Genomic DNA, 23,549 nt, shown 5'->3' with positions numbered 1-23,549 from the left:
CCCCGGGCTACCGGGTGAGGTCGAGGGCGGCCCGGATGATGCTGTCGGTGTCGATGCCGTGGTAGCGGTAGACGTCCTCCAGGGAGCCGGACTGCCCGAAGCGGGTCACGCCCAGGGTGCGTACCGGCACCTGGTGGATCGTGGCGAGGAACGCCAGGGTGTGCGGATGGCCGTCCAGCACGGTGACCAGAGGGGTCGCACGGGCGCGGGGGAAGGCCTGGTCGAGGATCCAGTCGGCGGCCTCCGGGTCCTGTCCGGTACGGGAACCCTGCGCTCGGAAGAGCAGGTCGGGGCTGGTCACGCAGACGACGTCCGCGGCGACACCCTGCGTCGCGAGCCGGTCCGCGGCGGTCAGGGCCTCGGTCACCATCGCGCCCATCGCCGCGATGGTGACCTCCGCGCCCGCGACGCGCCGCATTGGGTAGGCGCCGGCCACCACCTGCCGGCGGCGGCGCTCCCGGGCGGCGGGATCGGTGGGCACCGCGGCCAGCGCCTGGTCGACGGACCGGGTGGACAGCCGCAGATACGCCGACTCGCCGTCCGGGCGGCCCAGCTGGGCCAGCGCCGCGAGCAGGGTCCACTCGACGTCGATGGCGAAGGCCGGTTCCCACGTCGTGCAACCGGGCTGTTCGAGGCCCACCGACGGCGTGGTGATCGACTGGTGGGCGCCGCCCTCCGGCGCCAGCGTCACCCCGGACGGCGTGCCGACCAGGATCGACTGGCCGCCGGCGTAGATGCCGAACGACCACGGTTCCAGGGCGCGCTGCACGAAGGGGTCGTAGAGCACGCCGATCGGCAGCAGCGGCCGGCCCCAGCGGCTCCAGGTGGCGCCCAGTTCGCCGAGCAGACCGACCAGGTTCGTCTCCGCGATACCCAGCTCGATGTGCTGGCCGGTCGGCTTCTCCCGCCAGTGCAGGATGGTCTCCGGGTCGTCCGCGAACCAGTCCGTGCGCTCGGCCACCGACCACACGCCGACCTTGTTCACCCAACCGCCCAGGTTGGTGGAGGAGCTGACGTCCGGGCTGACCGTCACCACCCGCGCGGCGGCCTCGGGCGCCTGCCGGGTCAGATCGAGCAGCGCCCGGCCGAGCGCCGCCTGGGTGGTGCCGGAGCCCGTGGGGGTGCGGCCGATGTCGGTGGGCAGCGCGGGCGGCGGCTGGAGCACCGGGGCGTCTCGACGCAGCCGCTCGGCCGTTTCTGCGCACAGCCCCGCCGCCGCGGAGCCGGGCGCGAAGTCCGCCCAGGGTCGGGCGGTATCGCAGCCCAACTGCTCGGCCAGCTGGTCCATCTGCTCCTGGGTGAGCAGTGAGGAGTGGTTCTGGGGGTGGCCCTGGACCGGGAGGCCGTAGCCCTTGACGGTGTACGCCAGGATCACCGTCGGCCGGGTGTCGTCGACCGCGGACAGGGCGGCGTCCAGCATGGCCAGGTCGTGGCCGCCGAGGTTCCGGACGGCCGTGACGAGCTCCTCGTCCGCCAGTTCTGCGAGGAGTTCGGCGATCCCGGCCGCACCCGGTCCCGTACCGGGCAGGCGGCTGCGCAGCTCCAGTGCGGAACAGCGCAGCAGCCGCTGGTACTCGGCGTTCGTCATCGCGTCCAGACGGGCGCGCAGCGCGTCGCCACCGGGCCGGGCGAACAGCTCCTCCAGCGCTCGTCCGTACTTGACCTCCAGGACCTGCCAGCCGGCCGCCGCGAACATCCCGCGCAGTCGGTCCGCGGTGGCCAGCGGCACGACGCGGTCCAGCGACTGGCGGTTGAGATCGACGATCCACACCAGCTCACCGAGTCCGGCCACCGCCGGGTCGAGTACCGCCTCCCACACCGCGCCCTCGTCCAACTCGGCGTCGCCCACCAGCGCGTACTGCCGACCGGCGAATCCGCCGTCGGCCGCGGTCACCCAGCTCTCCGCTTCCGGCCTGGCCGCGTCGCCCGGACCCGTGCGGGTCCCGGCATCCGCGCCGTCCCGGACGTAGCGGCGGGCCAGCGCGCCCCAGATCGTCGCGGTCGCGCCGATGCCCACCGATCCGGTGGAGTAGTCGACCGGGTCGGGGTCCTTGGACCGGCTCGGGTAGCTCTGCAGGCCGCCCAGTTCCCGCAGCGTCGGCAGATACGCCTCCGGCAGCTCGCCGAGCAGGTAGTTGATGGCGTGCAGCACCGGCGAGGCGTGCGGCTTCACCGACACCTGGTCCTGCGGGCGCAGATGGCGGAACCACAGCGAGGTCATGATCGACACCATGGAGGCGCACGACGCCTGGTGGCCGCCGACCTTGAGTCCGGACGGGTTGGGACGCACCCGGTTCGCGTGGTGCACGATCGAGCTGGACAGCCAGAGCAGGCGGTCCTCCACCTCGCCCAGCACGCCGTAGGGGTCCGATCCGCTGGATTCGGCACGGTCCCCGAGTGGAGCGGCTGTGGTCATGGCGGGAGGTCCTCCTGGGGTTCTGCCGGGGTTCTGCAGGTCTTCGCCGGTCGGTGGCGTACGGCACGACGGTATGTGTTCGCTGCCGACCAGGAGACCAGCAGGCAACCCGGCACACAAGTCGGGGCCGCACCGGGCAGAGGTCGAGCTGACGGGCGCGCGGCGCCGGATCGGACCGCCGTCCTGATCCGGCGCCGCCCGGCCGTGGCGTGGTGTCAGGCCGCGTGGCGGTGGTGGTTGAGAGGTGCGCGGGCGTGGCGCTCGATCAGGACCGGCCGGCAGGCGGCGTGGCCTACTACGCGACGTGCCCCGTGTGGATGATCGAGATGCGGCCCAGGTTGCACTCCCCAGCGCCGCCACCGGCCGCACGGTGGGTTTGCGCCCGCAGCGCGACGCTGGCCAAGGTGATCAACAGGTCCGCGTCCCTGTCGCCCCCCAGCACCACGGTCACCCACCCCGAACCCGGGAGCAGGCGCAGCGCGGTGGAGTGCCCCAGTTCCTCGTGCAGGCGCTCGATCGCCGGTCGGCCCAGGTACAGGTCGGCCTGTCGCTCGGAATGGAAGTGGACGATCTCCGCCCCGTCGGCCAGCACAGCCGTCCCCGTACCGCACCGGGCCGGGGCCGCGGACAGGCCCGGCCACGTCATCAGGTCTTCCATAGCGCGACGCGCAGATGCCATGCCCACATGATCGACCGTTTGCCCCCGGTGCCGCTACCCCGCCCTCGTAACATCCTGTGGTCCCGGCTGTTCGTGGACGCGCGCGGCGAGGACCGCGATGTCGTCGTCGGGCGTAGTGGGTGCGACCGTGGTCAGAACATGGTCCAGCAGGTCCTCCAGGGACTCGCCCGGGAGCGGGCGGCGCAGGCGGGTGAGTCGGGCAAGGGAGGCGTCGATGTCCTCGGTGCGCCGCTCGACCAGACCGTCGGTGTAGAGCAGCAGCACCTGCTCGGGGTCCAGTGAGTGGACCACCGCCTGGTACTCGCCCAGACCCGTTCCCAGCGGTGGCCCGGTGGGAACGGCCAGCAGTTCCGCCGGCCCGTCCGGGCGGAGCAGAGTGGGCGGCGGGTGCCCGGCGCTGGCGAAGGTGCACCGATGACGTGCCGGTTCCACCAGGGCGAGCAGACAGGTGGCGGGGCGGGTGGCGTCGCTCTGCGAGGTCAAGTGGTCCAGTTGCCGCAGGATGCGGTGCGGCGGCAGGTCGGTGGCCGCTACGTAGCGCAGCAGCATGCGGTAGGCATTCATGTCGACGGCCGCCTCCACCCCGTGGCCCATGACGTCGCCGATGACCAGCAGGGTGCGGCCGAAGGAGAGGCGGATGGTCTCGAACCAGTCGCCGCCCACCATCGCGGACGTACCGCAGGGCAGATACCGGGAGGCCAGCTCCAGATTCGCGTGCGGGCTGCCCGGATCGGCCAGCAGCGCCCCCTGCAACTCCATCGTCAGGTCCTGCGCCACGGCGTAGCGCCGAGCGTTGTCCACGCTCCGGGCCGCCCGGTCCGCGACCGCTTGCACTTTGGCGGCGTCGTCGTCGAAGGCGGCACTGGGTGGGGATCTGAGCAGCGACAGGACACCGATGAGCCGGCCGCCGGCCCGCAGCGGGACGACGAGCACCGACGCGGCACCGACGCCGCCCCCGAGCTCGCAGGACCAGTCCTCGCCGGCGCCGGCTCCCTGTCCGCCGGTCCTTTCGTGGCTCAGGAAGGCCTGGCCGCTCTCCAGGCACTGCGCGGTCGGGCACCCGGGCAGATGACGCACCCACTCCCCGGCCGGCGCAAGGGTCTCCATGCCGTGACGCAGTCCCGGAACCGCCTCCAGGGCGGTGCGCCGCACTCGCAGCGGGCCGGCCCCGACGGTCAGCCCGGCTGGAAGCGCCTCTGGGGGCAGGATCTCGACACTCGCCAGGTCCGCGAAGCGCGGGACCGCGAACCGCGCCAGTTCCGCGCAGGTGACGTCCAGGTCCAGGCTGGTCCCGATCTGCTCCGTGGCCTCGTCCAGCAGCGCCAGCCGCGCCCGGTCGGCCAGCAGTGCACGCAGGGCATCGGCGTTGTCGAAGGCCGACCCAAGCACCGTCTCACCTTCGCCCGGGCCGGTGCCCGCTGCTGTGGAACGCACCCTCGCCTCCCTGGTCCGGCCCCCGTCCCGGAAGAGCAATCATCGGTTCCCCGGACGCCGTGCGCACCCCGGCACCCTGTGAGGTAGCCGACACCCGGCAATCCTATGCCGTCACACACGCAACACAGCCCCCAGGGGACCCACGATCGCCGGGTCGAGGTCCGGCGCGCACCACTGCGAAAGCCGCCCGCCGTGCCTACGCTGGTGCAGGTCTCCAGCGATGGCTTCGCCGAGTCGGATCGCTCACCGTCCGAAGTACCGGGAAGCCCGTGAAAGAAATCCGTGCGGCGGTGTCGGATCGGGGCGGAGCTGCTCGTAGTAAGGGTGAGCGGTCGCCCGGGAGGGGCGTCGCCGAAGCGCAGGAGATGGTGCGAGATGCAGTATCTGGTTTCCGTGATCACGGACACGACCGACAACCTCGCCACCCCGGACGAGGACGCTGCGATCGACGTGTTCAACGAGCACCTCCAGGCCGACGGTCACTGGGTCTTCGCCGGCGGCCTCGGCGGGCCCGACACGGCCACGGTGATCGACAACCGCGGAGCGGAGGCGTTGTTCACCGACGGGCCCTTCGTCGAGTCGAAGGAGTTCCTCATCGGCTTCTGGATCATCGAAGCGCCCGACCTCGACGTGGCGCTCAAGCTGGCGGCCGAGGGGTCGAAGGCCTGCAACCGGAAGACCGAGGTGCGGCCGTTCCTGTGAGCGTGACCGACGTCCGGGAGGCGATCAGCCGGGCCCACCACGAGGAGTGGGCCCGGGTGGTCGCCGCCCTGACCGGACGATTCGGCGACCTCGACATCGCCGAGGAGGCGGCGGCCGAGGCGTTCGCGACCGCCGTCGAGCGGTGGCCGGCCGACGGCGTGCCGCCCAACCCCGGCGCCTGGCTGACCACCACCGCCCGCCGCAAGGCCATCGACCGGGTCCGGCGCGAGAACAAGCGCGTCGACAAGCAGAAGGAGGCTCAGCTGATGTACGACGACCCGCCCGAGCCTCCCGGCCCCATCGACGACGAGCGGCTACGGCTGATCTTCACCTGCTGTCACCCGGCGCTGGCGATGGAGACCCGGGTGGCGCTGACACTGCGCATGGTCGGCGGTCTGACCGCGACCGAGATCGCCCGTGCCTTTCTGGTGCAGGAGACCGCCATGGGCCAGCGGATCACCCGTGCGAAGGCCAAGATCAAGGCGGCTCGCATCCCCTACCGGGTGCCGTCCGCGGCGGACCTCCCGGCACGCGTGTCCGGCGTACTGGCCGTTCTCTACCTCGTCTTCAACGAGGGCTACCTGGCGACCGGCCCCGACACCGACCCCGTACGCCACGACCTGACCGCCGAGGCGATCCGGCTCACCCGCCTGATCCGTGCCCTCCTGCCGCAGGACGGTGAGGTGGCCGGGCTGCTGGCGCTGATGCTTCTCATCGAGGCCCGCCGTACCGCCCGGGTCTCGGGCAGCGGCGAACTCATCGCCCTCGATGAGCAGGACCGTGGGGCCTGGGACGCGGCGCTGATCACCGAGGGCCACCGGCTGGTACGCGAGCGCCTGGCGACCGGTGCGGCTCCGGGCCGCTACCAGATCCTCGCGGCGATCAACGCCGTGCACACCTCCGCCCGCGACGTACGCGACACCGACTGGTCGCAGGTCGTCGCCCTCTACGACCAGCTCGTCCGCCTCGACCCCTCGCCGATCGTCGCCCTCAACCGGGCCATCGCGGTCGCCGAGCTCGACGGCCCGCAGGTGGCGCTGGCGGCCGTCGACCGTCTCGAGGAAAAGCTGGCGGGCTATCACGCCTACCACGCGACGCGCGCCGACCTGCTGCGCCGGCTGGGCTACGGTCAGCAGTCACGCGCGGCGTACGACAAGGCCATCGATCTGGCGGGCAACACCGCCGAGATCACCTATCTGACGCGCCGCCGCGACCAGCTGGGGTAGCGACGCTTCCGGCGTGACCGTCGGGTGACGAGCCAGTGGGCCACCTCGCTCCTGCTCGGGCTGTACGACTCCCACGGCTGGAGCTGCAGCAGCACGTCACCGCCTGTCGGAAGACGCGGTCAGGCGGGCTGCCACAGCTCGACCCGGTTGCCCTCAGGATCGGTGACCCAGCCGAATCGGCCGACACCCGCCATGTCCTGCGTCTCCGGAGCCACGTCCGCTCCCTTGGCGCGCAACTGAGCGAGCATCGCATCGAGGTCGCCGACCCGGAAGTTGAGCATGCTCTGCTGGGCGCGGGACCCGAAGTAGTCGGTCTCGGACTCAAAGGTCGCGAACACCGTCGGCCCGGCTCCCGGACGCCACAGGCCGTTCTCATCGGCGTCCAGGCCCAGGCAGTCGCGATACCAGGCGCCCAGAGCCGCCGGATCCGCTGCCCGCAGGAAATATCCACCGATTCCCAGCACACGTTCCATGCCGCCATCCTGCCAGGACGGCGATCGCGCGTGGTGGCACCTTGCCGGGTTGCTCGCAACAACGCGGATCCCCGGCTTGCACGGCGGGAGCGCGCGAGTTCGTGAGCGAACACCGCACTCACGGCAGCACTCTGATCAGGCTTCACCCGATCGCAGTAGCTCCGATGCTTCTGTCGCCGAGAGGGAGTGGCCCCATCGCCGAGCGTCCGAACTTCGCGGAACTGCTGCGCCGGCAGCGGCGCGCGGCCGCCGTACGCACTGGCTGATCTCGGCCGGTGTCCGGGGTTGCTGGCCCGCCGCGGCGAAAACGTCTCCCGTTCGGCCACGGTGGCCGCCGTCATCACCCAGGCAGCCGAGGACCTCAACGGCCGGCCCTGACGGCCGCGGGCACTCGCCCCATCCGTCCACCGTCTCGACCTCGGCGCGGGTGACAGCGACATCGACAGTCCCGGTGGCGGCGAGTGGATGACCGATGACCTCCTGGACTGGCTGGCCGCCGGGGCCGGCTCACCATCTGCCTGAGCGCCATGATGCGGTCCCTTCTCGGCGAACCCGGTCGGGTGGGATCTGGTTCGGGGTACGTGCGACCCAGGCGGCGGCTGTGCGTCCTGCGGAGACTGCGTCAGCCGCGCCGTGGCCACCGGTGGGTGGTCCCTCGAGCGCGTGTGCTCAGGCCTGGTGCCTCACTCGGACCGCGACTGCGGTGTGGAGCCGGCAAGGCGTAGCGATGCCTCTTCCCCCTCCTCCCGCCCGTTCGGGCATCGGAAGCCCGAAGTGCCCGTGGATGATTTATACCCTCGGGCCGAGACGACGGGCAGTTCCGCAACCGACCGGAACAGGCCCGAAATATGCCCGCTTTCGAGAAGGATGAGAGCAGGTCAGGGCCTTACACAGCACGGGGGGCCGCACCGCTGATGCCCGAAGACCCCACTGTCGGCACCCGATGCTCGGCAACACCGGTCATTCTTCTGGCAGTTACTGCCGGAGCTCGGGTTCCGCCCTGGTCAGGGCACCCTGACCGAAGGCGGCAGGGGGGCTTGACCCGATGTCGGACACCGGCGACACTCACACTCGGATCCCGAGGGTCCGAGTGGGCCGGAGTCCCGGGCCGGTGGTGATGAATCACCACCCGCCGGAGTTCACACCGGACACGGTCACGCTGAACCAGGCGTGGCCGGGACCGACGATCGAGTCGGTCCCCGACGACCTCGGGATCAACCCGGAGCCACTGCGGAGCTGGATCCGGGAGCGGCCAACACCCCACGCCGGGGCGCCGACCGCCGCTGCGGGCAGCGGTCTCAGAACCGAGGCTGCACCCTGCCTGTCGCCCGCGACGGCGCGTCCCATGCCCCATCGCAACCACAGGCTACGCAGAGCCGAGACAACGCCCTTACCTTCGACAGCGCTGGTGGACACCGTGCCCGGTGTCCGGTCCAGCACGCCGGAAGCAGGACAGCGCGCGAGTCGGAACTCTGCTTCCTCAGAGGGAGAGACCGTCATGGAGAACGGTTGCCTGCGGGTCGAGACTCTCGGACCGCTCCGCGCATTTGCCGAAAGGCGGGAGATTCCCCTCGGGCCGCCGAAGCAGCGCGCGGTGTTCGCCGTTCTCACGCTGAGGACCAACAGTGTCGTTTCGCGGGACGATCTGATCGACTGCATCTGGGGCGAGTCACCGCCGGCCACCGCGGCCGGCAGCCTCCACACCTACGTTTCCGGGCTGCGCCGGGCCCTGGCCGGTCTGGGCGAACCACTGACCAGCTCGGGATCGGGCTATGCGCTCCAACTCGGCCCCGGACAGCTGGATATCGGAGTGGTCGAGCGGCTGGCCGCACGGGCCCGGACCAGCCGGGCCCACCAGAACCCGGCCGCCGCGGTCACCGCCTTCGACGAGGCGCTGGCCTGCTGGCACCCGGGTTCCGCACTCAGCGGACTGCCGGGTCCGTTCGCCGCCGAGCACCGGACGTGGGCGTCGGATCTGCGGCTCCGTCTGCTGATGGAGCGGGCCGAGCTTCTCCTGGAACTCAAGCAACCAGCTTCTGTGGCACACGAGTTGCGAGGCCAGATACCGGACAACCCGTACCACGAGCAGCTCCGTGCCCTGCTGATGACAGCGCTGGACCGGAGCGGCCGGACCGCCGATGCGCTCGCGCAGTACCACGACCTGCGGAACCTGCTCGCCCAGGATCTGGGGATCGACCCGTCCGCCGAATTACAGACCCTGTACGCGTCGATCCTCGCCGACAACACCGGCACACGGACCACCCCGATCAGGCCGGCGGCCCCGACCATGGCAGTGGGACCGGTCCGGCCGGCGCAACTGCCTCGCGGCGTCGGTGGATTCGTCGGGCGTGTCCCGTCGGTCCGGCAGGTGCTGGACGCGGCGCGTACCGCGTCGGCCGACGGCGGAGTTGAGGCCCTGTCCCCGCAGATCGTGATGATCGTCGGCGTCGGCGGAGTCGGCAAGACCGCGCTGGCCGTACAGTGCGCCCACCTGCTGGCCGCCGCGTACCCCGACGGCCAGTTGTACGTGAACCTGCGTGGCTTCGACCCCAAACACCCGGCGAGCTCCCCCGCGGATGCCCTGCACCACCTGCTCACCTCGGTGAACGCGGGAACGATTCCGGCGGACCAGGAGGAGCGGGTCGCGCTGTGGCGCAGCATCGTCCGGGACAGGAGCATGCTCATCGTGCTGGACAACGCCGAGTCCGCCGACCAGGTGGAGGATCTGCTGCCCGGCGGTGGTCCCTCCTTCACCGTCGTGACGAGCCGTAACCGGCTCAGCGGCCTCGCGGTCCGCTATGCGGCCCGCCGGGTGACGCTGGCCCCGTTCAGCGCCGAAGAATCGATGCACCTGCTCTCCGACTCGATCGGGAGCGCCCGGGTCGGCGCCGAACCGTCGGCGGCACGGCGCCTCGCCGATCTGTGCGACCACTTGCCGTTGGCCTTGCGGATCGCCTCGGAGCAGGTGACAGCGGGGCCCCGGTCGCGGATCGCCGATCTGGTGGCGGATCTGGAGGATGTGCGGCGCCGGCTCGATGCCTTGCAGATCCCGGACGACGAGTTGTATTCCGTGCGCGGCGTTCTCTCGTGGTCCTACGCCAGACTCGACGCCGGAGCAGCCCACGCGTTCCGCACACTGGGGTTGTTCCCGGGGGTGGCCATCCGCGTGGAGGCGGCCGCCGCCCTGCTGGACGTCCCGCTGTCAGCGGCTGCTGCCGCGCTGCGGACCCTCGCTGCCCAGCATCTGGTGGAGACCACCGGCAGCACCTATCGGATGCATGACCTGACCCGCATCTACGCCGAGGAGGTCTCCCGCAGTGGCGAGACGCCCGACTCACGGCGGCGGACTCTCGAGCGGGTGCTCCGCTGGTACGTCGGGACCCTGGCACCGGACGGCCAGGACGCCGGCATCGAACTCCCCTTCACCCTCGATGGCGAGGCTCGCCACGAGCCGTTGCGCTTCGACGATCAGAGGGAACTCGTGGCGTGGTGTGCCCAGGAGTGGGACAACATCGCTCCGTTGGTCCGCACGGCGCAGCGGATCGGCTGCCACGAGCAGGCTTGGCAACTGGCGTACCTGCTCTTCGACTACTTCTACGCGGCCGGGAAGGCCCGGGAGTGGGTGGACACGTTGCGGATCGGGATGCGCAGCGCCGAACTGACCGGGAACCGGCGGGCCCAGGCCGTCCTGCTCAACCACCTGAGCGTGGCCCTGTCGCGCCTGGGACAGAACGGTGCTGCGGTGCACCAGCTTCGGCGTGGTCTGCGGCTGCTCGAGGACCTCGGCGATGACGTGCTGCGCACCAGTCTTCTCGGCAATCTGGCATCAACCCTCCGGGGAGCCAAGGACTACGCGGTGGCCCTGTCCTACGCCAGAGCGGCTCTGGACCTGGCCCGCCGCATCGGGTCGGAGTACTACGCGGCGGGCTGCCTCGACGTCCTCTGCGAGCTGCACGCCGAACTCGGCGAGTTCGAGGAGTCGTTGCGGTGCGGGAGACGCGGCCTCGCGGCGGCACGACGCTGCCGGAACGTGCTGCTCGAGGCGAACATCCTGATCAACCTGGGTGTGGCGGAACACGGGCGCGGCAACGCGGAGCGGGCGCGGCGGCACCTCCAGGACGCGCTGTCGCTCTGCGAGTCCAGTGGCGACCACTACCACGAGGCCCTGGCGCTCTTCGGTCTCGCCAAGGTGCACCGGACGGAATCGGCCCGGCAGGCGGCCCACGACCTGGCGAACCGAGCGCTGCGGCTGCTGAAGGATCTGGAGGCCGAGGAGGTCGCCGACGTCACGGATTTCCTCCATGGCCTGGGTGCAGGCTCGGGGCCGGCGCCAGAGGAGGATTCGGTGCTCCGCGCCGGATAGCACCGTCCTGTTGGTGGCGCTGCCAGATCAGCACCGCCTCGACCCTGCTGCCGGCCCCCAGCGACCTGAAGATCCGGTTGATGTGGTTCTTCACGGTCTTCTCGCTGACCTGCAGTCGTGCGGCGATCTCGCTGTTGCGGGCGCCGCGGGACACCAGGGCCATCACCTCGTGCTGACGCTGTGACAGGGCGACCAGCAGCCGGTCGGCGTCGGGGGCCGGCACCGGAACCGGATGGGGCGGGATCTCCGGGGCCGGGTGCTCGGCCGTGGGACGGCCGCCGACCTCGACCACGCTCAGCCGGTACTCCGCGCAGAGCCGGCGCGAGGCGTGGACACCTGCCCGGGAGGCGGGACCGCCCACCCGCTCCAACGCGGTCCCCACCGCGGACCGGTCGGGGCCGGCAGCACCGGCCGCAGCACCGGCGGCCGGTCTGACGATGACCTCGACGTAGGGCATGCGGACGAACTCCAGGGCCAGGTTCTTGCTGGCGAACACCTGGCGGATCTGGGCCAGGATGTCCGGGCTCGTGATGGCGATCCGCACGCTGGTGGGACTGATCGGCACGGGCGTGGCGACGATGGTCATGCACTCAGCGTGGCGGAGCGTGCTTCATACCTTCTTCATGTCCGCTGCAGACGTTGTCCCGGCATCGGTGCCGGCTGCCGGCGAGCCCGCGGCGGACAACTCGGCCAGTTGGGCCAGCACCTCGTCCTCGGTGGGGACGTCGATGCGGTCCGCCCAGCGCAGCGTCGTCACGATCATGTCGAAGAGCAGGACGACGGCCTGGACCGGCTCAGCGTCGACATCGCCGTCGGTCAGGACGGTGAAGGTCAGCAGTCCCCACGTACCGGGCGCGTCCGGATGGGAGACGTAGTACGAGACCCGCCAGGACGGTGCCCTGCGCCCGACCCGGCCGCTGTCCACGACCGAGGCGACGCGGACCGCCGGAGCACCGCCGATCTCCCGGTAGGACCCTTCGGCCCCCGCGTCGGCGAGGATGGAGGCCAGCAGCCGTTCCGGGTCCTCTGCCTCGTCCTCGCCTTCGAGAACCGTCACCAGCATCGATCCCGGCAGCCGGACCCCACTGAACTCCTCCAGCGGCAGGAGTACCGAGCGGGCGCTCTGGCGTGCGGCCTCGTCGGTCGCCTCGATGAGTTCCTTGCGCAGCATCCGGCGCCACGGACCCGCCTTGTCCCGCGGCAGCGAGTCGGGCAGGTGGTGGCGGATCACGTCCTCGATGATCCTGCGGCGCAGCGCGGTCGTGTCGGGTGTGGTGGGAATCTGCACCCAGCCGTGCGGGACGACGAGTTCGAAGTCGATCACGGCTGTGCTCCTTCGGTGGCCGCGACGAAACCGAGCCGGGCCCGGCCCGCATCGCCGGGAGCGCATTCGTCGGCAATCTGCTGCATCAGCAGCTCCACTCCGGCACCGATCAACGCCATCAATCCCATCTCGAAGACGAACGTGGCCAGTAGGACGTCAGTGCTGACGCCCGGCGCGCCGCCGCTCGGTGGCACGTCGAGACGTAGTGCGGCGTGCACGCGCGCGTAGCCCGCGCCCTCCGCGCCGCGACATAGGGCGAACACCCGCAGCCCGTCACCGATCGGGGTGGTCACGTAGTCGATGACGGGCTCACGCGCGTCGCTCTCCACTCCGCGGGCGCCCACCACGTCCATGAGGTAGTTGGGATCCTCGGCCACCGGCCCGCAGAACTCCACGACGACGGGGACGGGCGCCCACCTGGGCCGGCCGTTCACGAACACCGCGCCCCAGGCCAGCCGGGACCACACGGGCAGCTGGTCCGCACGTTCCCGCAGCCACGTGGCGGCGTCCCGTCCCAGCATGTCCGACGTGAAGGGGAACTCCGTCCCCGCGTCGGCCGGCCAGACCGCGCGCACGGCGGCGAGGCCCTCGGACGTCCACTCCTCGAACAGGGCCACCATGCGCTCGGTCCAGACCTCGTGCTCCGGCTCGCCCGGTCGCACGGGCGGTACCCACTCCCAGTGCCACTCCACCTGCGTCGGCGCCGTCCGGTCGTCGCTCATCGTCTCTCCCGTCCTCACGAGGCGGCCTGGCCCGGCGGGTTGACCGCGGGGATCCAGCCGACCAGGCGCCCGCCGGTGTAGATGAAGCCGGCGCCGATGCCGAACGCGCCGTTCACGCCGCCCCAGACGAACCACAGCGACGAGATGCCCCCGAGGCCGGCCGCCTTGGTGATGGCCGACAGGTCGAGGGGCCCCTTGATACCGCCGAGGATGCTCGCGAAGTCCTTTCCGAACTTCGCCGGATCGCTCAGCAGGGTGCCCCACATCTTGCCGGCGCCCTGGAGCCCGGCCCAGTTCGATGCCCAGAACCCGATCTCGGGGGTGGTGGCGCCGAATTTGCCCAGCAGCCAGTTGGTGGCCGGATTGTTGAACCACTCCGACGTGTTCTGCCAGTCGGCGGCCACGTTCGGCGGCGGTGCCCCGGCCGGTTGGGAGCCCGGGGCAGGGCGACCCGGCACGTTTCCCGGCCTGTTGTTCGGCCCGAACGGCCGGGAGAAGTTCGGGACACCTCCACCGGGACGCGGGTTGCCCGCCCCGAACGGCCTGGAGAAGTTCGGAATGGAGCCGGCGGGCGGACGCAACGGCACCAGTTGGATGCCGCCGGCTCCGCCCGGCCGGTTCGCGAGGGCGGCGGCCTTGGCGATACTGGAGATCCCCTTGCCCACCACCGCGACGATGGCGCCCAGACCGGCCAGGCCGAGCCCGACCGCCCCGAGCACGACGTCCAGGACGCTGCCCTTGCCGTCGACGTACAGCACGATGTTGGCGATCAGCGTGACGGCACCGGCGACCACCCCGGCGATGACGATGACGTTCACACCGGGGATGAGGATCGCGAGGACGCCCAGGATCATGCCGATGATGGCGAAGATCTGGCTGATCTTGGCCATGACGGCATCGAGCTTGTCCTTGTAGGAGTCGGTCAGCCCATCGGTGTACCTTCTGGCGCTGACCGCGTCGCCGAAGCGCTTGCCGGCCACGTTGAGAGCGTCCACGGCGTTGTTGAGCCGTGTCTTCGCCGCTGCCATCTTCGAGTCCGCCTCGGAGTTGGCCTTCTCCTTGTCGGTGCCCTTCTGCTGTTCCTCGGGGGTGATGGTGCCGTCCGGACTCTTCGTCGGATCCGGTAGGCCCTTCGCCTTGGTCTGGGAGCCCTGCGCCTCGTCGGCGTCCTGCAGCGCGCCGGCGGTCTCGCTGAGCCCCCGGTCCAGATCCGGCTCGTACTTGCCGATCTCGTTCGCGACATCGTGGTAGCGCACCGCGGCCTTGCCGAGGCTGTCCTTGAGGGTGCCCGCCTCGGACTTCAGCCCCTCGACGTACTGGCCGGCGAGGCTGTCACTGTCGCTGTCCACGATCTGCCCGAGCTTGGCGGTCGCGTCATCGATGGTCGTGGCGATGTGGCTGTAACGCTTCTGCGCCGCGCTCACCACGTCGGGGTCGGCGTAGGCGGGGTCCGAGTCCAGGTCCAGCGACGACCAGTCGAGATTTCTGATTGCCATGCGGTTCTCCTTGAGCGACTCGTCAACCGTTCTGGAACGTGTCCATCAGCTGTTGTTCCCCCTGCGACCACGCATCGTCGATCTTGGTCACCTTGTCGCGGAGGGATTTCATGTCCTTGACCATCGCGTCGCGGTGGACGGTCCAGTTGTCGGCGAAGTCGCCCATCGACAGATTGGCGTTGTGCTGTCCCCAGAGCCCCTTGTCGTCGTTCTGGAAGTCCAACGCCCCCTCGAACTGGCTGATCAGTTCGTTGAGATCGCTGACCAGGTCCTTCAGGTCCTTCACCACCAGGTCTGCCATCACTGCTCCCGCGTGTCGTGGGTGGGTCCGCCGGGCCGGGCCGGCGCTGCCGAAGGGATCTGGGTGGTCAGCAGGCTGCCGCTGCCCAGGTGGACCAGTGCCGCGCCCGGCACGACCCTGGCGGCGATCTGAGAACGCGTCAGCCGGACGCCGACCAGGTCGCCGTCGCCCATGCCGGGAGGGGACAGCAGCGCGCCGCGCCGGTTCTTCTTGACCTCCGCCTGCCAGCCGGAGAAGCCCGCCGCTACCGAGGCGACGTTCCCGCCGAGGATCACGCCCCGGTTGCTCCCCGAGGCCTTGCGGACGAACGCCTTCAGCCAGTCCCGGCAGCGCAGGTCGCGCCATGCCTCGGCATCGTCGACCAGGAGCACCACCGGACCGTCACCGGGGTCCAGCAGTTCGGAGAACTCCCGCTCGGCCGGCTCCTCGCCGGTGATGACACCCCGCACCCCGGGCCGGCCCTCGAAGCCGCGCAGCGGGGAGTTCATGGGGGCACCGATGACGATCTCGGTGCCACCGCGCAGCAGCGACTCCGCCATGACGGCGAGCGCCGTGCTGCGCCCGGACCGGGAAGGTCCGGCGACCAGGAAGGTCGGCTGATCACCCAGCAGGTCGGCCCCGACCGGCTCGAGGTCGTCGCCGCCGACCCCCACCAGTGCCCACATGGGGGCCGGGGTCCCGACCGCCTCCCACGCCTGCTCGAACGTGAGGTCCGTGGGCAGCACCGCGATCCGGTTCGGCCGCGCCGACTTCTCGACCCCCGCTTCCCGCTCGACGAGCCGGGCGGCCAGCGCATGCACCGCGGCCACCTGCGCCGGACCCGCCGGGTCGGCCGCCACCAGCGCGACCTGGGTCTCGATCGCGCTGCCCGCGCGGTAACCACGGCCCGGTGGCAGGTTCTCCGGGATCTTCCGCGGGTTCAGCCCGGCCAGGCTGGCGTCGCTGCGGTCCGACAGCCGCAGCACCAGCTTGTCCTCGCAGAGCGAACTCATCCGGCCGGTCAGCAACATGCGGTCACCGGCGATGACCACGTGCACCCCGGCGCTGGCGCCCTCGCGGTGCAGGGTCTGGATCAGTTCGGTCAGCGCCCCGGCGTCGTACTCGTTGAGGGTTCCCATGAACCCTTCCCAGCGGTCGAGCAACAACACGATATGCGGCAGCCGCTCGGACTCCTGGGCGGCCGCCCGCTGCTCCGACACATCGGCGAAGCCTCCCTCACCGAGCAGTCGCTGACGGTTCCGCACCTCGGCGTCCAGGCGTTGCAGCAGCCGGACGGCCCGGTCGGTCTCCGAGCGCTGCACCACCGCGCCGCAGTGCGGCAGCTTGGTGAGCGGAAGCAGGGCTCCGTTGCCGCAGTCGAGCCCGTACAGGTGCAGGTCGGCGACGCTGGACGCACTGGCCGCCGCGGCCGCGAAGGTCCGCAGCGCCGCGGAGCGCCCGGAGCGCGGGCCTCCGATGATGTGCAGGTGCCCGAAGGTGGCCAGGTCCACCGTCACCGGTTCCTGGCGCTGCTGCGTCGGCAGGTCCTGTACCGCCCAGGAGAAGGACGGATCCTCCCGGGTACCGCGGACCGGATCCGCCGCCAGCTCGACCACCGGCGACAGCGGCAGCGGCGGCAGCCAGGGCCGGCGCTGCGGGGCGATGCCCACCATGTCGTTGGCCTGTCTGATCGCTGTCACCAGGACTGACAGGTCGGTCAGTTCGTTGGTCTCGGCCGTGCTGTGCGGGCGCTGCGGCGCGGGCAGGCCGAGGTCCAGCCACGAGACCGGCTGCAGGAACGGGACGGCCACGACCGCTGTCCGGTCGGCCGGCGGGCGGCGGCCCCCCACCCGGCCGGTCTGGAACGGGATCAGCGAGCTGTGCCCGAGCCGGGCGTAGCCCCGCCCCGGAGTCGACGCCGAGATGCTCGCGGCTTCCCGGGCATCGATGACATCGGTGCTCTCTCCGGAATCGGTCACCCGCAGCGCGACCCGCAGGTTGGTGTTGGCGCGGATTTCCGCCGACACCACACCGGACGGGCGTTGGGTCGCCAGGATCAGATGGATGCCCAGCGAACGGCCGCGCTGGGCGACGTTGACCAGGCCGGTGACGAAGTCGGGCAGCTCGCGCGCCATGGAGGCGAACTCGTCGATGACGATGAGCAGGCGTGGTATGGGAGCCAGTTCGGGCCGTCGGCTGGCGTAGTCGAGGTAGTCCTCCAGGTCTTTCGCGCCCGCGGCCGCGAGCCGGTGCTCGCGATGGGTCAACTCGGCGCTCAGCGAGGCCAGGGCCCGCTCGACGAGATGCGTGTCCAGGTCCGTCACCAGGCCGACGGTGTGGGGCAGTTGGACGCAGTCCTTGAACGCGGCACCGCCCTTGTAGTCGACCAGGACGAAGGTCATGGCGTCCGGGCGGTTGGCCACGGCCAGCGACGCCACCAGGGTCTGCAGGAACTCCGACTTGCCCGAACCGGTCGTGCCCGCCACCAGGCCGTGCGGGCCGTGGTTGACCAGGTCGAGCGCGAACGGGCCGCTGAGCGAGTAGCCGACCACAGCCTTGGTGGTACGGCCCGATGAACGCCAGCGGGCAGCGATCGAGGCACCGGTCGGCTCCTCCAGTCCGAGGACCTCCAGCAGGCGCGCGGCTGCGGGCAGCGCGGCCTCGCCCTGGTTGTCGCTGACATCGCGCAGGGGCGCCAGCCGGCGCCCGGTCGCCGCGTACCAGCTGTCCGCCACCTCGTCCGCGAGGATGTCGTCGATCTGTGCCGCGCGCTGCTGCCGTAGGGTGGCCGGCCGCGCGGCGCCCCCGACCAGGACGGTCGCGCACTCCTCAGGCAGGGTGCGTTCGTCGGCGTCCACACAGATGCTGTAGACGCCGACCGCGGGTCCTTCCTGCAGGATCGTCACCATTCCGGGCAACGCCCGCAGTCGTCGGGCACCGTCCAGCACCACGACGACGTCCGGGTCGGCGAGCACCGCCCCGAAGCCGGCGTTGAGACGCGCCTGCTGACGTGCGTTGATGAGCTCGGTCAGCTCGGCGACCCGGCGGCCGAGCGTCTCGGCGTCGGCACCCAGCAGAGCCAGCGCCTGCTGCCCCAGCATCGGCCGGGTGTGCGGCAGCCAAGCCGCCCACTCCCATAGCGACTCCCCCGCCGGGTCGGTCAGGATGTACAGCTGCACGTCGCGAGGACTCTGCAGCACGGCCAGTTGACCGACCAGCCAGCGCGCGGTACGACGCGGCCAGTCGCCGAGCCCCGCGACACCGACGACACCCGTCTGCGCGATGGAGAAGGCCGCGGGGACGTCCCGCACCGCGCGGACTTCCCGTTGGCGGTGCGTGCCGTCTCCCCCCTCGACAGAGATCTTGGTGGGCAGGTCGGCGATGCCGACCCGGACCAGCAGGTGGTCAGGATCGGTGCGGCGGCGTTCCCAGAGCCGGGCCCGCGGACCGGTCGCGATGACGAGCAACTCGGCCGGGTCCGGGCTGGCGGCGCGGTAGTCCAGGCGTTCCTGCTCCAGCGCCGCCGTGATCTCGGCTTCGGTGGCCTCGATCTGGGCCTGGTGTTCGGCCAGCTGACGCCGGTTGCTGATCCGGCCCTGACGCCGCCCGGTGAACCAGTTCCCGAGGACCATGACCGGCGACATCGCCGCCATCATCAGGAACAACGGGTTGTCCATCATCACCGCGAACGCGCCGCCGAAGACGGCGGGCAGCGCTGCCGCCAGCCAGGGCAGTGCGCTCGGTGCCGACGGCTTGGGCCGGTTCGGGAGGCGGAACGCGGTGCGCTGCTCGAAGGGAAGCAGCCGAGGGGGACGGTTGTAGTCCAGGTACTCACCCTCTGGCGAGGGTTCGACGACGGCATCCGGGCGCAGCAGCGGATACGCCTCCAGGATGGTGTTCCCGACCAGGAGTTGGGAGGTCTCCCGCCAGGCGACCTCGTGGTCGGGCAGCGGGGTGCGGTCGAGCAGGGCGGAGGACGTGCCCGCGCGCACGTGCACCGAGGCGTCGAGGGACACCCGGACGACGGCGACCACCGCCGGCTGGTCACTGCCCATGATGATGCGGCAACCGGCACCGGATCCGATGCGGTGCTCGCCCGCGTCGAGGTACCAGACCCGCCCGGCGTCGGCGCCCGCCACGGCCCTGACCGTGGCCAGACCGGTGTCCGGGCCCGCGACGGGGCCGGGCGTGCCGAGCCACAGGACGGTGCCGTCGTGGATCCCGCTGTCCGCCAGGGGCGTGGAGAGGTCGAGCGGCTGATCGGCGAGATAGACCGCCGTCACACCCGGATCGCCGGACGGCGGGGTCTGCGACGCATCAAGGCTGTCCAGCAGGTTCTTGACGACGTCGCGGAGGGCGGTGGTGGGATCGGCATCCACGACCACGTCGGCCGACCAGTCCGGTAGCCGGGCAATGGTGATCATCATGGGCATGGTTCCCCACCCTCATCAGTCCGGGCGCCCGAGCCGGGGGAGCGGCCGGCGCGGGGCGCACGTACGGCGCCGGCCGCTCTGGGCCGGCTACTTCTGGTTGAGGGAACCGGAGAGCTGGGTGTCCATGTCACGCAGCGCGTCCACGGCCTTGTCGAGCCACACCGACAGCTGGTCCAGGGTCTCCATGGCCTGATTGGCCGAGGTGACGAACTCGGTGTGCACTTCGTCGAACTTTCCCGACGCCTGCTCGGTGACGAAGCCGTTGGCCGTCAGGCCGTCGACGATGCTCTTGCACTGCGTGAGTTTGTCGTCGATATCGGCCTTGTTGGTGCGCATCGTGTTCGCGGTGTCCGACATCTCCTGGTAGGTGACGTTCAGATTCGCCATGGTGTGTCCCTTCTGGTGTCGCCGAGCGTCTCGGTACGCACCGACTCGTTCGGCACGGACGCTGCCGATGCTAGGAACGGACCCAGTGGCGGTCCAGAACACCGGCTGGAGGCTTGGGCCCAAGGGCCCAAGCCCTCCCCCTGCCCGGCGTTGACACTTCCCTGGCGGGAAGGCCAACGTTCGGGGCACGACGAAAACCCCGTGCGCTCCGCTCGTGGTGGGGCGGCTCCTGACGACGCGGCCAGCCGCGCCTGGCGGGGTGCGCGCCCGACACGACCAGCCGCCCACAACCGAGGAGACACAGGTGACACTGCCGAGCCGATCCGTTGATCGCGTTCCTCGCCGCGGCGACTGGCGTGCCCGGCTGCGCAGGTCGCGAAGGGCCGAGCCACGATCGGGGCCGGCCCGGGGCGCCGATCACGGCCTGTGGACCGTGGACCGGGTCGTGCGCGTCCTGGCCACCGCCTGCGACCGCGAGAACCGCGGTGTTCCCGTGGCCCATGTGGTCGTCGTCGGACCCGACACCGTCTGGCTTCGCCTCAAGACCCCCGACGAGCGTCCCCCCGTCGGGTGGACCGCCGATCACGGCGGCCGGACCTGGCATGCGCGGCTGCGCATGCTGCAGAGCGCGAGTGTGGCGGAGTCGCTGCCGGACCCGTACCCGAAGCTGGTCTCGCTCGGCGACACCGCCTCGGGCTTCGCGCTGCTGAACCTCAGTCAGGTCGGCGGCATCATCAGCCTGGAGGGCGACGCCCGGCAGGCAAGGGCCCTGGCCGAGGCCTGGACCCGCGAGCTCACCACGAGCCCGTGGTCACAGGGTGTGCAGGTGGTCCGGATCGGGTTCAGACCAGGGACCGCGGAGCGGTTCGGATCGGCCGAGTCACCGACCCAGGCCCTGACCGACGGCGATGCCGCGCTGGACGACGTGAGCGGCGGGGTGGCACTGCTGGTCGGTCTGCCCGGCGGCCGTGACCGCCAACGCGAACGCATCACCAAGCTGGCGGACGATCCGGACGGACGCTGGTCGGTGGTCGTCGTCGGCCGGGTCGACCAGCCGCGGTGGCGCTTCACCATCGACGCGAACGGTGTCGTGGACACCGGCCTCCTGGACGAGCCCGTGGCACGCCGGCTGCATCCGTCATCGGACGCGCCCGCCCATGAGGAGGCGGGTGCCGATCCTGCCGGCCACCCCGTCGGCGGGGCCGCACCCGAGAACCGCCGGAGAGGAGGGCCGTTCACCCGCCGCTGGGTGATCGTGGCGACCGCGGTCGGCGCCTGCCTGATGGGCACTGCCCTCGTTCTCACGCTGAAGGACTCCTCATCGTCCTCCGCACCCGGGGCCAAGGCCTCCGGCACCCAGGGGGCTCCCCAGGACGCCGCCACTTCGAAGCCGACGGCGCGCACTCCCCCCGCGAACGCGGCGCCCGCGAGCGGCGGAACCACCAACGGGGGCAATGCCGGAACGGCGACCGCGCTGGTGAACCCCGGCACCGGCAAGTGCCTCAGCGGATCGAAGGCCTCGGACGGCACACCGCTGATCCTGGCGGCGTGCGACGGCAGCGCGAACCAGAAGTGGGACCCCTCGAACGGCACGGTCCGGACGAAAGGCCTCTGCATGGACGCCGCCTGGGGTGCCACCGCCCCCGGCACGGTGGTGCAGCTCGCGAACTGCAGTGGCAATCCGGCGCAGCGGTTCTCCGTCCGCGCCGGCAACAGCACCGTCTACTCCGAGCAGGCCAAACTGTGCGTGGGCACGGTGAACGGCGGCACGGCGATCCAGCTGCTTCCCTGCGGCCACAACAAGGCCGAGGCGGTCTTCAAACGAGGCTGAACGCCGAACTGGCGCAGGTGGTAGTCGGCGGCGAGCCCTGGCTGGGCCGCCGCCGATCACTGCACCCGCGCGGCGTGGGTCATTCGGCTCCCGCTGCGGCGTTGGCTGCCGCAGCAGCGGTGCCGGTCCGGCCGAAGACGACCGCGACCAGGGCCAGGCCCACAACGGCGCCGGCGAGTTGGGCGCCGATGAAGCCGGGCACCGAGCTCGGGGCGATCCCGGCGAAGGTGTCGGTGAAAGCCCGGCCGATCGTCACCGCCGGATTGGCGAACGACGTCGACGAGGTGAACCAGTAGGCGGCACCGATGTACGACGCGACGGCGACCGGTGCGAAGCGCAGTCGGCCGGTGCGGGCCAGGCCGAAGATCAGCAGGACGAGTCCGGCGGTGGCGACGACCTCGCCCAGCAGCAGGTGTCCGGTCGAGCGGTCGTGCGTGGACCACTTCACGAGCGGTTCGCCGAACATGGCGTCCGCCAGAACCGCGCCGCCGATCGCCCCGACCACTTGCGCGGGGAGGTACACGGCAACCTCGCGGCCGGTCACGCCTGCGCCGCCGCGCCGTGCGTTCCACCACTCGGCGAGGGTGACGGCGGGGTTGAAGTGGGCACCGGAGACCGGGCCGAGCAGCAGGACCAGGATGCCGAGGCCGAAGACCGTGGCAGTGGAGTTGGCCAGCAGTTGCAGGCCCACATCCTTGCTGAGCCGGGTTGCCTGGATGCCGGAGCCGACGACCACAGCCACGAGGGCGGCGGTGCCGACCAATTCCGCTGCCGCCCGGTGGGCCAGCGGGACGCGGGGCGGGGTGGCGCCCGGGGCAGGCTGGGGACCGGTCTCAGGTATGGGCGGCGATTCCGCCGTGATCGCGGCGCCGGCCTCGGTGGCACTCAACGGGACTCCTCAATGCAGGTACGGAGATCAGGGGCAGGAACGCTTGAGGTTGCCCTCGGCGGTGGCGCGAGCGGTGGCGGCGAGCTCGGTGAAGGACCCGGCCAGGGCTTCCATGACGTCCGGCCGCAGCTTGTAGTACGTGAATCGGCCGCAGGGTTCGGTATCGACCACGCCCGCCTCGCGCAGCACCCTGAGGTGGTTCGAGAGGTTGGTCTGTCTGGCCCCGGTCTCCTCCACCAGGTGCGTGGTGCACAAGGTCTCCCGGGCGAGAAGGGTCACGATCTGCAGCCTGAGCGGGTCGGCGAGAACCCGCATCAGGTCAGTGTCGACTGACGTCATCATCTGCTGATACTTTCACATCAGTGAGTGCTGATGCCAGCTCCTGCCCACGACGCTCGCCGACAGAAGGAACGAGAACACCGTGTCCGACAAGCCATCCGTCCTCTTCGTCTGCGTCCACAACGCCGGCCGCTCCCAGATGGCGGCCGCATGGCTCACCCACCTGGCCGGAGACCGCGTCGAGGTCCGCTCCGCCGGGTCCGCCCCCGGCGCCCAGGTGAATCCGGCGGCAGTGGAGGCGATGCGCGAGGTCGGCATCGACATCTCGGCGGAGATCCCCAAGGTACTGACGGTCGAGTCCGTCCAGGCGTCCGACGTCTGCATCACGATGGGCTGCGGCGACGTCTGCCCGGTCTTCCCCGGCAAGCGGTACGTGGACTGGAAGCTGGAGGACCCGGCCGGCCAGGGCGTCGAGGCCGTCCGCCCGATCCGCGATGAGATCAAGGCCCTCATCGAGAACCTGATCGCCGAGATCGCCCCGGAGCCCGCTCCATGAGCGCGGTCGGCCGGTGCGGTCCGCCGGTACGCGCTGTCGGAGCCGTTCGCTAAGGTCTG

General features: G+C 71.0%; 18 protein-coding genes. 5 read left to right on the top strand and 13 right to left on the bottom strand.

What is annotated here, in order from left to right; genetic code table 11:
• Positions 1 to 7: 7 nt before the first annotated feature.
• The 3 genes from G3I60_RS02920 to G3I60_RS02910 form a co-directional block, all read right to left on the bottom strand.
• Positions 8 to 2,416, bottom strand: a complete 2,409-nt coding sequence (locus G3I60_RS02920) for a transketolase C-terminal domain-containing protein (protein WP_164292354.1) — start codon at positions 2,414 to 2,416, stop codon at positions 8 to 10.
• 295 nt (positions 2,417 to 2,711) lie between these two features.
• Positions 2,712 to 3,095 (bottom strand): luciferase family protein, encoded by a 384-nt coding sequence (locus G3I60_RS02915; RefSeq protein ID WP_138352405.1) that lies wholly within the window; start codon positions 3,093 to 3,095, stop codon positions 2,712 to 2,714.
• Between the two features lie 33 nt (positions 3,096 to 3,128).
• Positions 3,129 to 4,529, bottom strand: a complete 1,401-nt coding sequence (locus tag G3I60_RS02910) for a GAF domain-containing SpoIIE family protein phosphatase (RefSeq protein WP_164292355.1) — start codon at positions 4,527 to 4,529, stop codon at positions 3,129 to 3,131.
• A gap of 375 nt (positions 4,530 to 4,904) precedes the next feature.
• Between G3I60_RS02910 and G3I60_RS02905 the strand changes: the two genes are divergently transcribed.
• Positions 4,905 to 5,231, top strand: coding sequence for a YciI family protein (locus G3I60_RS02905; protein ID WP_164292356.1), 327 nt, complete (start codon positions 4,905 to 4,907; stop codon positions 5,229 to 5,231).
• Complete coding sequence (locus tag G3I60_RS02900; protein WP_343240762.1) at positions 5,228 to 6,457, top strand: DUF6596 domain-containing protein; 1,230 nt, start codon at positions 5,228 to 5,230, stop codon at positions 6,455 to 6,457. The genes G3I60_RS02905 and G3I60_RS02900 overlap by 4 nt, the downstream gene beginning before the upstream one ends.
• Before the next feature lie 119 nt (positions 6,458 to 6,576).
• Here the strand turns inward: G3I60_RS02900 and G3I60_RS02895 are convergent, their stop codons facing one another.
• Positions 6,577 to 6,930 carry a VOC family protein gene (locus G3I60_RS02895; protein ID WP_138352402.1) on the bottom strand — a complete coding sequence of 118 codons (354 nt, stop codon included), beginning with the start codon at positions 6,928 to 6,930 and terminating at the stop codon, positions 6,577 to 6,579.
• 1,045 nt (positions 6,931 to 7,975) lie between these two features.
• Here G3I60_RS02895 and G3I60_RS02890 point away from each other — a divergent pair.
• Positions 7,976 to 11,293, top strand: coding sequence for a BTAD domain-containing putative transcriptional regulator (locus G3I60_RS02890; RefSeq protein ID WP_343241910.1), 3,318 nt, complete (start codon positions 7,976 to 7,978; stop codon positions 11,291 to 11,293).
• On the opposite strand, the gene G3I60_RS02885 is transcribed toward G3I60_RS02890, so the two are convergent.
• The 7 genes from G3I60_RS02885 to G3I60_RS02855 all read right to left on the bottom strand — a co-directional run bounded on the left by G3I60_RS02885 (position 11,217) and on the right by G3I60_RS02855 (position 19,935).
• Complete coding sequence (locus tag G3I60_RS02885; protein WP_164292358.1) at positions 11,217 to 11,879, bottom strand: helix-turn-helix transcriptional regulator; 663 nt, start codon at positions 11,877 to 11,879, stop codon at positions 11,217 to 11,219. The two genes, G3I60_RS02890 and G3I60_RS02885, sit on opposite strands and share 77 nt — an antisense overlap.
• Positions 11,880 to 11,903: 24 nt before the next feature.
• A complete protein-coding gene (locus G3I60_RS02880) occupies positions 11,904 to 12,617 on the bottom strand; it encodes a hypothetical protein (RefSeq protein WP_164292359.1) in 714 nt (237 codons plus the stop codon).
• Complete coding sequence (locus G3I60_RS02875) at positions 12,614 to 13,339, bottom strand: hypothetical protein (protein WP_164292360.1); 726 nt, start codon at positions 13,337 to 13,339, stop codon at positions 12,614 to 12,616. Before G3I60_RS02875 ends, G3I60_RS02880 begins: the two co-directional genes overlap by 4 nt.
• 14 nt (positions 13,340 to 13,353) lie before the next feature.
• The gene (locus G3I60_RS02870) at positions 13,354 to 14,835 is read right to left on the bottom strand and encodes a DUF308 domain-containing protein (protein WP_164292361.1); all 1,482 of its coding nucleotides are present in this window, start codon (positions 14,833 to 14,835) and stop codon (positions 13,354 to 13,356) included.
• Positions 14,836 to 14,857: 22 nt separating this feature from the next.
• Positions 14,858 to 15,136, bottom strand: coding sequence for a hypothetical protein (locus tag G3I60_RS02865; RefSeq protein WP_138352400.1), 279 nt, complete (start codon positions 15,134 to 15,136; stop codon positions 14,858 to 14,860).
• The gene (locus G3I60_RS02860) at positions 15,136 to 19,548 is read right to left on the bottom strand and encodes an FtsK/SpoIIIE domain-containing protein (RefSeq protein ID WP_164292362.1); all 4,413 of its coding nucleotides are present in this window, start codon (positions 19,546 to 19,548) and stop codon (positions 15,136 to 15,138) included. The genes G3I60_RS02865 and G3I60_RS02860 overlap by 1 nt, the downstream gene beginning before the upstream one ends.
• Positions 19,549 to 19,635: 87 nt before the next feature.
• The gene (locus G3I60_RS02855; protein WP_164292363.1) at positions 19,636 to 19,935 is read right to left on the bottom strand and encodes a WXG100 family type VII secretion target; all 300 of its coding nucleotides are present in this window, start codon (positions 19,933 to 19,935) and stop codon (positions 19,636 to 19,638) included.
• A gap of 433 nt (positions 19,936 to 20,368) precedes the next feature.
• On the opposite strand from G3I60_RS02855, the gene G3I60_RS02850 reads away from it, so the two are divergent.
• Positions 20,369 to 21,766 (top strand): RICIN domain-containing protein, encoded by a 1,398-nt coding sequence (locus G3I60_RS02850; RefSeq protein ID WP_343240763.1) that lies wholly within the window; start codon positions 20,369 to 20,371, stop codon positions 21,764 to 21,766.
• 79 nt (positions 21,767 to 21,845) lie between these two features.
• Here the strand turns inward: G3I60_RS02850 and G3I60_RS02845 are convergent, their stop codons facing one another.
• Positions 21,846 to 22,655, bottom strand: a complete 810-nt coding sequence (locus G3I60_RS02845; RefSeq protein WP_164292364.1) for an MIP/aquaporin family protein — start codon at positions 22,653 to 22,655, stop codon at positions 21,846 to 21,848.
• A gap of 27 nt (positions 22,656 to 22,682) precedes the next feature.
• Complete coding sequence (locus tag G3I60_RS02840) at positions 22,683 to 22,997, bottom strand: helix-turn-helix transcriptional regulator (RefSeq protein WP_138352397.1); 315 nt, start codon at positions 22,995 to 22,997, stop codon at positions 22,683 to 22,685.
• 79 nt (positions 22,998 to 23,076) lie between these two features.
• Here G3I60_RS02840 and G3I60_RS02835 point away from each other — a divergent pair, with 79 nt between their 5' ends.
• Complete coding sequence (locus G3I60_RS02835) at positions 23,077 to 23,490, top strand: arsenate reductase ArsC (protein ID WP_164292365.1); 414 nt, start codon at positions 23,077 to 23,079, stop codon at positions 23,488 to 23,490.
• The last annotated feature ends 59 nt before the right edge of the window (positions 23,491 to 23,549 follow it).

The organism is Streptomyces sp. SID13666 (genome assembly GCF_010548325.1).
GTDB classification, from domain to species: Bacteria; Actinomycetota; Actinomycetes; order Streptomycetales; family Streptomycetaceae; genus Actinacidiphila; species Actinacidiphila fildesensis.
This window is presented reverse-complemented; position numbering and strand designations above follow the sequence as displayed.

Coding starts and splice junctions, on each gene's coding strand:
- G3I60_RS02920 (WP_164292354.1), bottom strand. CDS start 2,416: ATGACCACAGCCGCTCCACTCGGGGACCGTGCCGAATCCAGCGGATCG.
- G3I60_RS02915 (WP_138352405.1), bottom strand. CDS start 3,095: ATGGCATCTGCGCGTCGCGCTATGGAAGACCTGATGACGTGGCCGGGC.
- G3I60_RS02905 (WP_164292356.1), top strand. CDS start 4,905: ATGCAGTATCTGGTTTCCGTGATCACGGACACGACCGACAACCTCGCC.
- G3I60_RS02895 (WP_138352402.1), bottom strand. CDS start 6,930: ATGGAACGTGTGCTGGGAATCGGTGGATATTTCCTGCGGGCAGCGGAT.
- G3I60_RS02890 (WP_343241910.1), top strand. CDS start 7,976: ATGTCGGACACCGGCGACACTCACACTCGGATCCCGAGGGTCCGAGTG.
- G3I60_RS02885 (WP_164292358.1), bottom strand. CDS start 11,879: ATGACCATCGTCGCCACGCCCGTGCCGATCAGTCCCACCAGCGTGCGG.
- G3I60_RS02875 (WP_164292360.1), bottom strand. CDS start 13,339: ATGAGCGACGACCGGACGGCGCCGACGCAGGTGGAGTGGCACTGGGAG.
- G3I60_RS02870 (WP_164292361.1), bottom strand. CDS start 14,835: ATGGCAATCAGAAATCTCGACTGGTCGTCGCTGGACCTGGACTCGGAC.
- G3I60_RS02865 (WP_138352400.1), bottom strand. CDS start 15,136: ATGGCAGACCTGGTGGTGAAGGACCTGAAGGACCTGGTCAGCGATCTC.
- G3I60_RS02860 (WP_164292362.1), bottom strand. CDS start 19,548: ATGCCCATGATGATCACCATTGCCCGGCTACCGGACTGGTCGGCCGAC.
- G3I60_RS02855 (WP_164292363.1), bottom strand. CDS start 19,935: ATGGCGAATCTGAACGTCACCTACCAGGAGATGTCGGACACCGCGAAC.
- G3I60_RS02840 (WP_138352397.1), bottom strand. CDS start 22,997: ATGATGACGTCAGTCGACACTGACCTGATGCGGGTTCTCGCCGACCCG.